Origin of the sequence: Rhodoferax ferrireducens, from assembly GCF_003347515.1 — a bacterium.
Lineage (GTDB): Bacteria > Pseudomonadota > Gammaproteobacteria > Burkholderiales > Burkholderiaceae_C > Rhodoferax.
In genome coordinates, this window is sequence record NZ_QEII01000241.1 from 34,848 (window position 1) to 44,624 (window position 9,777).

At 63.7% G+C, this 9,777-nt stretch carries 11 protein-coding genes; 5 read left to right on the plus strand and 6 right to left on the minus strand.

Features of this window, described 5'->3' with window-relative positions; translation table 11 throughout:
* Positions 1 to 11: 11 nt before the first annotated feature.
* Positions 12 to 779, plus strand: coding sequence for a type III pantothenate kinase (locus C5P05_RS07595; RefSeq protein ID WP_114969263.1), 768 nt, complete (start codon positions 12 to 14; stop codon positions 777 to 779).
* A 77-nt stretch (positions 780 to 856) separates the two neighbouring features.
* Here C5P05_RS07595 and C5P05_RS07600 read toward each other — a convergent pair whose 3' ends face one another.
* Both C5P05_RS07600 and C5P05_RS07605 read right to left on the minus strand, forming a co-directional pair.
* Positions 857 to 1,408 carry a septal ring lytic transglycosylase RlpA family protein gene (locus C5P05_RS07600; protein WP_114969253.1) on the minus strand — a complete coding sequence of 184 codons (552 nt, stop codon included), beginning with the start codon at positions 1,406 to 1,408 and terminating at the stop codon, positions 857 to 859.
* A gap of 26 nt (positions 1,409 to 1,434) precedes the next feature.
* On the minus strand, positions 1,435 to 2,625 hold the full coding sequence (locus C5P05_RS07605; RefSeq protein WP_114969254.1) for a M20 aminoacylase family protein: 1,191 nt from the start codon (positions 2,623 to 2,625) through the stop codon (positions 1,435 to 1,437).
* Between the two features lie 181 nt (positions 2,626 to 2,806).
* Here C5P05_RS07605 and C5P05_RS07610 point away from each other — a divergent pair, with 181 nt between their 5' ends.
* From C5P05_RS07610 to C5P05_RS07625, 4 genes are read left to right on the plus strand one after another with little or no spacing between them, the layout of a single operon-like run.
* Positions 2,807 to 3,625 carry an endonuclease/exonuclease/phosphatase family protein gene (locus C5P05_RS07610; RefSeq protein ID WP_198674658.1) on the plus strand — a complete coding sequence of 273 codons (819 nt, stop codon included), beginning with the start codon at positions 2,807 to 2,809 and terminating at the stop codon, positions 3,623 to 3,625.
* Positions 3,622 to 4,872 carry a cardiolipin synthase ClsB gene (clsB, locus tag C5P05_RS07615; RefSeq protein WP_114969255.1) on the plus strand — a complete coding sequence of 417 codons (1,251 nt, stop codon included), beginning with the start codon at positions 3,622 to 3,624 and terminating at the stop codon, positions 4,870 to 4,872. Before C5P05_RS07610 ends, clsB begins: the two co-directional genes overlap by 4 nt.
* Positions 4,869 to 5,855: a lysylphosphatidylglycerol synthase domain-containing protein gene (locus tag C5P05_RS07620; protein ID WP_114969256.1), complete on the plus strand. Its 987-nt coding sequence runs from the start codon at positions 4,869 to 4,871 to the stop codon at positions 5,853 to 5,855. Before clsB ends, C5P05_RS07620 begins: the two co-directional genes overlap by 4 nt.
* Positions 5,856 to 5,883: 28 nt before the next feature.
* The gene (locus C5P05_RS07625; protein ID WP_114969257.1) at positions 5,884 to 7,974 is read left to right on the plus strand and encodes a molybdopterin-containing oxidoreductase family protein; all 2,091 of its coding nucleotides are present in this window, start codon (positions 5,884 to 5,886) and stop codon (positions 7,972 to 7,974) included.
* 5 nt (positions 7,975 to 7,979) lie between these two features.
* Here C5P05_RS07625 and C5P05_RS07630 read toward each other — a convergent pair whose 3' ends face one another.
* From C5P05_RS07630 to fdxA, 4 genes are all read right to left on the minus strand, one after another.
* Entirely contained in the window at positions 7,980 to 8,441 is a 462-nt protein-coding gene (locus C5P05_RS07630; RefSeq protein WP_114969265.1) for a PaaI family thioesterase, read from the minus strand.
* Between the two features lie 75 nt (positions 8,442 to 8,516).
* Complete coding sequence (locus tag C5P05_RS07635; protein ID WP_114969258.1) at positions 8,517 to 8,897, minus strand: rhodanese-like domain-containing protein; 381 nt, start codon at positions 8,895 to 8,897, stop codon at positions 8,517 to 8,519.
* A gap of 26 nt (positions 8,898 to 8,923) precedes the next feature.
* Positions 8,924 to 9,271 carry a carboxymuconolactone decarboxylase family protein gene (locus C5P05_RS07640; RefSeq protein WP_114969259.1) on the minus strand — a complete coding sequence of 116 codons (348 nt, stop codon included), beginning with the start codon at positions 9,269 to 9,271 and terminating at the stop codon, positions 8,924 to 8,926.
* Between the two features lie 33 nt (positions 9,272 to 9,304).
* Positions 9,305 to 9,634 carry a ferredoxin FdxA gene (gene fdxA, locus C5P05_RS07645; protein ID WP_114969260.1) on the minus strand — a complete coding sequence of 110 codons (330 nt, stop codon included), beginning with the start codon at positions 9,632 to 9,634 and terminating at the stop codon, positions 9,305 to 9,307.
* Positions 9,635 to 9,777 lie beyond the last annotated feature (143 nt).

Here is a 9,777-nt window from a genome sequence, read left to right on the forward strand (position 1 = left end):
ATAATGACGCCATGACATTTCTGGCAATCGACGTTGGCAACACCCGCCTGAAATGGGCGCTTTACCAGGCCCCCCATCCCCATGCGCCCTTGCTGGCGCAGGGCGCCGAGTTTCTTGAAAACATCGACAAGCTGGCCGATGGCGCCTGGGCCACGCTGGCCCCGCCCGAACGCATGCTGGGCTGCAACGTGGCGGGCGACGCGCTCAAACGCCGGGTCCAGGAACAAATGGAAATCTGGGACGTGGAACCGCGCTGGGTCGTGGCCCGGGCGGCCGAAGCCGGCCTGACCAATGGCTACGACCACCCCACGCGCCTGGGCGCTGACCGCTGGGTGGCGATGATCGGCGCCTGGCACCGCTCGCTGGCGCAAGGCCCGGCGCGGCCCATGGTCGTCGTCATGGTCGGTACGGCCGTCACCGTGGAGGCGATTGATGCCAGCGGCAAATTCCTCGGCGGCCTGATCCTGCCCGGCCACGGCATCATGCTGCGCGCGCTGGAGTCCGGCACCGCCGGCCTGCATGTGCCGACCGGCGACGTGCGCGAATTCCCCACCAACACCAGCGACGCCCTCACCAGCGGTGGCACCTACGCCATTGCCGGCGCGGTGGAACGCATGGTGCAGCACGTGCGCAACCACTGCGGCGCCGAGCCCAAATGCATCATGACCGGCGGCGCCGGCTGGAAGATGGCGCCCAATATGTCCGTGCAGTTCGAACTGGTGGACAACCTGATCTTCGACGGCCTGCTGGAGATGGAAGCCCGGCGTTTTGATGACTAAACACGCTGTAGCCCTCGTGTAATAAGCGCAATAAGCTACTTATTTAATAGCAAATCATACGGCCCGAACAAGGCGTGTTAGCCACCGTGATCGCCAGACGTGGGCACCTCCGCTCTGGCCTCCTCCGCCGCGACGCCGGCTTTCACGCTGCCGTCAGGCAGCGGGACCGTGATGGGATCAACCTGGACCCTGGCCACACCATTGGCCTGCGTTATCCCGATTTTGTGCGCCGTGGAAGGCGAGAGATCCACGATCCGGCCCTTCACATACGGCCCGCGGTCTTGGATGGTGACGATTGCGCTCTGGCCGGTCTCCAGGTGGGTCACCTTCGCCGTGGTGCCCAGCGGAAGCGTCTTGCTCGCAGCGTTGTCGCCGTGCGGGTCCATTTTGCTGCCGTCCGCCATCTTTCTGCCGGCGAACCTTCTGGCAAAAATCGATGCCTTGCCGACGCGTGTGTCGCCCGACAGGTCAGGCTGCACTTTGGCGGGTGAACTACGCTGCCGTGCCGACGCGGACGGCGCGGCATTCCCCGCGGCGCGCGTATCGGGTGTGAAGCCGGCAGCGCAGGCGCCGACGGCCCAGACCAGTGCAAGCCTGGCAAGACGATTGAACAGGAAGATATCCGGCATGCATTGACCCACGGGCAGACCGCGACTTATTTGGCAGCCAGCCATGTTTCAGCCAGCCGCACCCAATAAGTGGCTCCCAGCGGAATCAAGTCATCGTTGAAGTCATAACTCGCGTTGTGCAGCGTACAGGGACCGCCGCCGTGGCCGATGGCGCGATGGGCGCCGTCGCCATTCATGATGAAACTGTAACAACCGGGTTTGGCCTGCAACATGTAGGAGAAATCCTCCGCCCCCATGGTCGGTTCCTGCACCAGCACATTGGCTTCGCCGACGATGCTGGCCATGACCTGGCGTGCAAATTCGGCCTCCCGCGCGCTGTTGATGGTGGGCGGGTAGTTGCGCACAAACTCAAACTCGCAGCGCATCTCGAACGCGGCGCAGGTGTGCTCGGCGATCTGGCGCATGCGCTGCTCGATCAGGTCCAGCACCTCGAGGCTGAAGGTGCGCACCGTGCCCTGCAGCTCGCAGCGGTCGGGAATGACGTTGGTGGCCTCGCCGGCGTGGATCATGGTGACGGAGATGACACCGGCGTCAATCGGCTTTTTGTTGCGGCTGATGATGGTCTGGAAGGCCTGCACCAGCTGGCAGGCCACCGGCACCGGGTCCAGCCCGTTGTGCGGCAGGGCGGCATGGCCGCCCTTGCCGTGGATAGTGATCTTGAATTCGTTGCTCGACGCCATCACCGGCCCCCCACTGGCGGCAAATTTGCCTACGGCCGAACCCGGCCAGTTGTGCATGCCAAACACCGCCTCCATCGGGAATTTCTCAAACAGGCCGTCCCGGATCATCTCGCGGGCGCCGCCGCCGCCCTCCTCGGCCGGCTGAAAAATCAGGTACACCGTGCCGTCAAAATCCCGATTCTTCGCCAGATGCTGGGCCGCCCCCAGCAGCATGGCGGTGTGGCCGTCGTGGCCGCAGGCGTGCATCTTGCCGGGGTGCTGGCTGGCGTGGCTGAAGCTGTTGGACTCCTGCATCGGCAGCGCGTCCATGTCGGCGCGCAGGCCGATAGCCCGACCCGATGTGCCGCTTTTGACAATCCCGACCACGCCGGTGGTGCCCAGGCCGCGGTGAATCGGGATGCACCACTCGGTCAGCTTCTGCGCCACCACCTCGGCGGTGCGGACCTCCGCAAAACACAACTCGGGGTGGGCGTGGATGTCGCGGCGAAGGGTGGTTATCGCCGCCGCCTGGCTCACGATGGAATCAATCAGTTTCATGGCATCTCCTGTCGCCAGAGTCTATAACCAAGCGCTAAAGCCAAGCCGTTCATGGCGTTGGAAGGCCTTGCCCATGGCCCTGGTTTCTCAACTTGTTGAGAAATAGCAGAATCAGCCTGCTGTCCTACAGGCAGTTTGTGCCCGGCGGCGCAACAATGTGTGTTTCCCTTTTCTGCCGCCCATGCTTTCACCCGAATCCCTTGCCCAAGTCAGTGTCGCCGCCACGCAGGAGGCCATGGCAACGGCCTCGCTGGGCCTGTCGGTCAAGGTACTCACGGTCAACATCCACAAGGGCTTCACCTTTTTCAACCGCAAATTCATGCTGCACGAGCTGCGCGAAGCGGTCCGTTTTGTGGGTGCCGATCTCGTGTTCCTGCAGGAGGTCACCGGGACCCACGCCTGGCACGAAAGCCGGGTGGACGACTACCCGGCCACCCCTCACTATGAGTTCCTGGCCGACAGCATCTGGCCGCAGTTTGCCTACGGCCGCAACGCCGTCTACCCCAACGGCCACCATGGCAACGCCGTGCTGTCGAAGTTTCCCATCACCAGTTTCGACAACCGCGACGTGTCCATCAGCGGCACCGAGCGGCGCGGCCTGCTGCACTGTGTGCTGCAGGTGCCCGGCCGCGACACGCCTGTTCACGCCATCTGCGTGCATCTCGGCCTGACCGAGTCGCACCGTGTCAAGCAGTTGCACATGTTGTGCGAGTTGGTGAACCAAGACATCGCGGCCGGCGCCCCGGTGATCGTGGCCGGCGACTTCAATGACTGGCGCGGCCGCGCGCACGCCGTGCTGGCGCAGGGCGCCGGCCTGCACGAGGTGTTTGTGCAGGCTCATGGCCAGGCCGCCCGCACCTTCCCGGCGCGTTTCCCGCTGCTGGCGCTGGACCGCATTTATGTGCGCAACGCCATCATCCACGCACCGGTGGTGCTGCCGGCCAAACCCTGGTCGCACCTGTCGGACCACGCACCGCTGGCGGCGGAGATCGAATTGTGAAGACACGCTGGGTTGGCGGCAACCGCGTCACGCTGCTGATCAACGGCGAGAGCTTCTTCCCGCGGGTGTTTGAATGTATTGCCGCGGCGGAGCGCGAGATCCTGCTGGAAACCTTCATCCTGTTTGAAGACAAGGTCGGCCTGGCCTTGCAGGCGGCGCTGCTGACGGCGGCGCGGCGCGGCGTGCAGATCGACGTTACGGTGGACGGCTACGGCTCACCCGACCTGTCGCCGGCCTTCATCTCGGCGCTGACCCAGGCCGGTGTGCGGGTTCATGTCTTTGACCCCAGCCCCCGGCTGTGGGGCTACCGCACCAATGTGTTCCGGCGCATGCACCGCAAGATCGTCGTGATCGACGGTACCCGCGCGTTTGTGGGCGGCATCAACTTCGCGGCCGATCACCTGGCGGACTTCGGTCCGACCGCCAAGCAGGACTACGCGGTGGAAATTGAGGGCCTGCTGGTGCCCCAGATCCAGCACTACGCCCGCAGCCAGCTGCTGGTCGGCCGGCAAGCGCCGCCCCGCCTGCGTGATCGCCTGTTTCGGCGCGAGCCGCAAGCGCCGGTGAACACCACATTGCCAGCGGCGGGTCAGGTCGAGACGCTCTTTGTGACGCGCGACAACCGCGAGCACACCAGCGATATCGAGCGCCATTACCGCATCGCCATCCGCGGCGCGCGACAGCGCATCATCATTGCCAATGCCTACTTTTTTCCCGGCTACCGCCTGCTCCGGCAGTTGCGCCGGGCGGCGCGGCGTGGCGTCGATGTGCGCCTGATCCTGCAGGGCGAGCCCGACATGCCGATTGTCAAAATCGCGGCCCGCCTGCTGTACCACCACCTGCTGGTCGCTGGCGTGAAAATTTATGAATATCACGAGCGCCCGCTGCACGGCAAGGTCGCGCTGACCGACGACGAATGGTCGACCGTCGGCTCCAGCAACCTGGACCCGCTGAGCCTGTCGCTCAACTTGGAAGCCAACGTCATCATCAAGGACCGTGCCTTTAACCAGCACCTGGGCGAGCACCTGGCGCAGCTGATGCAAACCAGCTGCAAGCAGATTCTGATCAGCGACGTGGCTGAGGCCGGCCTGTGGGTGAGTTTGCGCAGCTTCTTCGTGTTCCATTTGCTGCGGCGCTACCCGGCCTGGTTTGGCTGGCTGCCGGCCCATACGCCGCAGCTGACGCCGGCCGAAAAACTGCTGAACCTGCCGGGCAGCGACCGCGTCAACGAAGGCCAGGTGTCATGACGCAGGGGCCGAAGCGGCGCAAGCCCGGCATCACCGCCCGGGTCTGGTGGCCCTGGTTCAAGCGCGCGGCCACGGCGGTTTTTTTCATGCTGCTGGCCTGGCTGCTGGTCACCGAGGCGCGCGCGGTCGAGTGGGGCGCGGTGTTGGCCACCCTCGTCGGCTACCCGCTGCCCGCGCTGCTGGGCGCCGTGGCGCTGGCCTGGGCCAGCCTCACGCTGTACAGCACCTTCGACCTGCTCGGGCGCCACTACACCGGCCACACGCTGCGTGCGCCGGCCGTGATGCGGATCACCTTCATCAGCTACCTGTTCAGCCTCAACATGGGCGCGCTGGTGGGCGGTGTCGCGCTGCGCTTTCGGCTGTACTCACGACTGGGGCTCGACAACGGCACGATCACCCGGGTCATGTCCTTGAGCATGCTGACCAACTGGGCGGGCTACCTGCTGCTGGCCGGTGTCGTTTTTGGCTTTTACACCCCGGCCTTGCCGCCCGGATGGAAAATCGGCAGCGCCGGCCTGCAGATTTTGGGTTTTGTGCTGCTGGCGAGCTCACTGCTTTACCTGCTGTTGTGCGCCGTGTCGCGCCAGCGCAGCTTCACGATCAGGGGCCACGAACTGAGCCTGCCTTCGCTGCGGCTGGCGCTGCTGCAACTGGCCATGGGGGCGAGCAACTGGCTGCTCATGGGCGGCGTCGTCTTTATGCTGCTGCAGCAAAAAATTGCTTTTCCGACCGTGACCGGCGTGCTGCTGGTGGCCGCCGTGGCTGGCGTCATCACCCATGTGCCGGCCGGACTCGGTGTGCTGGAGGCGGTTTTTGTCGTGCTGCTGTCGCACCAGTTGCCCAAACACGAATTGCTCGCGGCCTTGCTGGCTTACCGCGGCATTTATTACCTGGCCCCGCTGGCACTGGCCGTCGCGCTCTACCTGGTGGCGGAAACCAGGGTCAAAAAAGCGGCGCCGGCACACCGTCGCAAGGCGACGTAGCATATGGGCACGCAGCTACCCCACGCCCATGAATCCAACCTCTTCACCCCTCTCCGACGCTACTCCTTCCCAAGTGCTGGGCGCCTGCCCGCACGATTGCCCCGATACCTGCTCCATGCTGACCACGGTCGCCGGCGGCATCGCCATCAAGGTGCAGGGCAACCCGGCCCATCCGCACACCGACGGCGCCCTGTGCACCAAGGTCTCGCGCTACACCGAGCGCACTTACCACCCGGAGCGCCTGCTGCACCCCCTCAAACGCGTCGGCCCCAAGGGCGCCGGCCAGTTCGAACGTGTGAGCTGGGACGATGCGCTGCAGGACATTGCCGCGAAATTGGGCGCCATCGCCAGCCGCGGGCCGGACGCGGCGCAAGCCATCCTGCCCTACAGCTACGCCGGCACCATGGGGCTGATCCAGGGCGACGGCATGTCGGCCCGTTTCTTCCACAAGTTGGGCGCCTCCCTGCTGGAGCGCACCATCTGCGCCGCCGCCGGTGGCGAGGGGCTGACCCAGACGCTGGGCGGCAAGGTCGGCATGCGAGTCGAATTTTTTGCCGAAGCCAAACTGATCCTGATCTGGGGCAGCAACTCCATCGCCAGCAACCTGCATTTCTGGCGCTACGCCCAGGTGGCCAAGCGCAACGGCGCCAAACTGGTCTGCATTGACCCGCGACGCAGTGAAACGGCGGACAAATGCCACGAACACATCGCGCTGCTGCCCGGAACCGACGGCGCACTGGCGCTGGCGCTGATGCACGAGCTCATCACAAACGACTGGCTGGACCACGACTACCTGGCGCAGCACACGCTGGGCTGGGACTTGCTGCGCAGCAGGGCGCTGCAATGGTCGCCGGAGCGCGCCGCCTTGGTGTGCGGCATCTCAGTCGAACAGATCCGCAGCCTGGCCCGCGACTACGGCGCCTGTGTCGCCAGCCGTGAGCCGGCCGCCATCCGCATGAACTACGGTTTGCAACGCGTGCATGGCGGCGGCAATGCCGTGCGCCTGATTGCCAGCCTGCCGGCGCTGATCGGCGCCTGGCGCCATCGCGCCGGCGGTGTGCTGCTGTCCAGTTCCGGCATGTTTCCGGTGAACAAGGCGGCGCTGCAACGGCCCGACCTGTTGGCCGGCAAAACGCCGCGCACCATCAACATGAGCACCATTGGTGACGACCTCTTGCGTCCGGCCAGCGCTGAATTCGGGCCGGCGATTGAGGCGCTGATCGTCTACAACAGCAACCCGGTGGCGGTGGCGCCCGAGTCGGCCAAGGTGGTGCAAGGCTTCGCGCGGGACGATCTGTTCACCGTGGTGCTGGAGCATTTCCAGACCGACACCGCCGATTACGCCGACTACCTGCTGCCGGCCACCACGCAGTTGGAGCACTGGGATGTGCATTCCAGCTATGGCCACACTGACGCGTTGCTGAACCGCCCGGCGATAACGCCGCTGGGTGAGGCCAAACCCAACACACAGATTTTTCGCGAACTGGCCCAGCACATGGGCTACACCGAGCCCTGCTTTGCCGACGACGACCCGGCGCTGTGCCGCATGGCTTATGGCGACGCGGTGGATTTTGACGAACTGCTGGACAAAGGCTTTGCCACGCTGAAGCTGGCGCAGGCGCCGTTTGCCCAAGGCAACTTCCCCACGCCCTCCGGCCAATGCGAGTTCTTCAGCGACCGGCTGGCGGCGCAGGGGCTGGATGGTCTGCCCGACCATGTGGCCAATCATGAGGCGTTCAACTCATCTGCCACCTACCCGCTGGCCATGATCTCGCCGCCGGCGCGCAATTTCCTGAATTCGAGCTTCGTCAACGTGAAGAGCCTGCGCGACATCGAAGGCGAGCCGCTGCTGGAAATGCACGCGACGGACGCCGCCGCGCGCGGCCTGCACAGCGGCGAAGTGGTGCGCGTCTTCAACCAGCGCGGCGTCTACCGCTGCAAGGTCGCCATCTCCCAACGCGCCCGCCCCGGCGTGGTCAATGGGCTGGGCGTGTGGTGGCGCAAGCTCGGTCTGGATGGCACCAATGTGAACCAGGTCACCAGTCAAAACCTGACCGACCTGGGCCACGGTCCCACGTTTTACGACTGTCTGGTGCAGGTTGGGAAAGACGCGCCTTAAGCGTCTTACGCGCCGAAGTTCTCCGGCATCTGCACCGCCACCACCTCGCCGCGCACGGTGGCGACACCGCCAGCCAGCACCGTGGTTTCAACAATCACCTTGCGGCCCTTGATCTCTTTCACTCGGCCGCGAATTTCAAGCGTGGCTGCCAGGGGCGTGGGCTTGAGGAAGTCCACTTTCAGCGAGCCGGTGACGAAGCGAAATGGCGGCAGCGTGTCCATCTCCCGCCCTTGCGCGCGGTACATCGCCGCTGCGGCCGTGCCCGTGCTGTGGCAATCGATCAGCGAGGCGATCAAACCGCCGTAGGTAAAACCGGGCACTGCCGTGTGATAGGACTCCGGCGTGAAATGCGTGACGGTCTCCTCGCCATCCCAATGCGTCTTGATCTGGTGGCCGTGTGTGTTCAGCCGGCCGCAGCCGTAACAATGCGCCAGGTTTTCCGGGTAATGGTCTTGAAAAGCTTTCATGGTTTCTTTCGGGTTTGAAAACACAGTCTGGCATTTGGCCGCTTGGGATTTCAGAAGATCATCAGCCCAGGTCATTTATTCGAAGGTTGGCAACGTTGGCTTCACCACCGGTTTGCCAGCGTTGGCCCAGGCATCGAACCCGCCGCTAATCGATTGGACTTGCAGATAACCCATGTCACGCAGCGCACAGGCCGCCAGTGCAGCGCGTCCGCTGGTCTTGCAGTACAGCACGATTTTGAGGTCGCGCGAACTGAGTTCCGGGCTGTTGCTGAGCTTGAACTCCAGCATGCCGCGTGAGGCATGAATGGCACCGGGCAGGTGGCCCGCCGCGTATTCATCCGCCTCGCGGACATCGAGCAAAACATCGGCCTCGCGGATGGCTTGCTCGGCATCCGCCACAGTGACTTCCTGAATGCGGGCCTTGGCGGCGGCAACGAGATCGTGTGCGGTTTTCATAAGTGTTCCTTTTCTATCTTTCATCGTTATTGCGGCGCCATGCTTTCCCAAGCTTGGAGCACCTCAGCCGCGTACATCAACGCCGGGCCACCGCCCATGTATACGGCGACGCTGAGCATCTCTTCCAGCTCAGCCTTGGTGCAGGCCAGCTTGTGCAAGGCCTTGACGTGAAAGCCAATGCAGCCAGAGCATCCTTGCGTGACGCCAATCGCCAGTGCAATCAGTTCCTTGTTTTTCGCACTGATGGCGCCTTCCGCCATGGCGGCCCGCGCCAGCTGGCCAAAGCCCTGCATGGCCTCGGCTTGTGATTTGCGCAGTGGCGCCAGATTTTCATTGATGTCCTGAATCAGGCTGATATGGTCAAAAGTACTCATGTCGGTTTATTAAAGTTAAAAAAAGGTTACCAATCATTTGATCAGATAAGGGAGCTTGCCGGTCTTGTCCTTCCATTCCTCCGCGTCTGGCAGCGGGGCTTTGCGTTTGGTGATGCTGGTGAAGCTGGGCAGCTTGGCCAGTTCGGCGTTGAGTGCAGTCATGTGCTGCTGGTCCTTGGGCACATCTTCTTCGGCGTAGATGGCGTTGACCGGGCATTCGGGAATACACACGCCGCAGTCAATGCACTCGTCGGGGTCGATGGTCAGGAAGTTCGGGCCTTCGCGGAAGCCGTCCACGGGGCAAACGTCGGCGCAATCGGTGTATTTGCATTTAATGCAAACTTCAGTAACGGTATGTGTCATGTTGTTATTCCCATATTTATCGTGGAACTAAAAAAACCGACTTTTCAACCAGCCGACCCGACGAATCCAGCGCCTCAATCTCGAACTGCATCGGGTGCGAGCCCGGTGGCGCCACCTCGAACGGGGCCTGCACCCGCACCGGC

Coding starts and splice junctions, on each gene's coding strand:
- C5P05_RS07625 (WP_114969257.1), top strand. CDS start 5,884: ATGAATCCAACCTCTTCACCCCTCTCCGACGCTACTCCTTCCCAAGTG.
- C5P05_RS07620 (WP_114969256.1), top strand. CDS start 4,869: ATGACGCAGGGGCCGAAGCGGCGCAAGCCCGGCATCACCGCCCGGGTC.
- C5P05_RS07640 (WP_114969259.1), bottom strand. CDS start 9,271: ATGAGTACTTTTGACCATATCAGCCTGATTCAGGACATCAATGAAAAT.
- fdxA (WP_114969260.1), bottom strand. CDS start 9,634: ATGACACATACCGTTACTGAAGTTTGCATTAAATGCAAATACACCGAT.
- C5P05_RS07600 (WP_114969253.1), bottom strand. CDS start 1,408: ATGCCGGATATCTTCCTGTTCAATCGTCTTGCCAGGCTTGCACTGGTC.
- C5P05_RS07610 (WP_198674658.1), top strand. CDS start 2,807: ATGCTTTCACCCGAATCCCTTGCCCAAGTCAGTGTCGCCGCCACGCAG.
- C5P05_RS07635 (WP_114969258.1), bottom strand. CDS start 8,897: ATGAAAACCGCACACGATCTCGTTGCCGCCGCCAAGGCCCGCATTCAG.
- C5P05_RS07630 (WP_114969265.1), bottom strand. CDS start 8,441: ATGAAAGCTTTTCAAGACCATTACCCGGAAAACCTGGCGCATTGTTAC.
- C5P05_RS07595 (WP_114969263.1), top strand. CDS start 12: ATGACATTTCTGGCAATCGACGTTGGCAACACCCGCCTGAAATGGGCG.
- C5P05_RS07605 (WP_114969254.1), bottom strand. CDS start 2,625: ATGAAACTGATTGATTCCATCGTGAGCCAGGCGGCGGCGATAACCACC.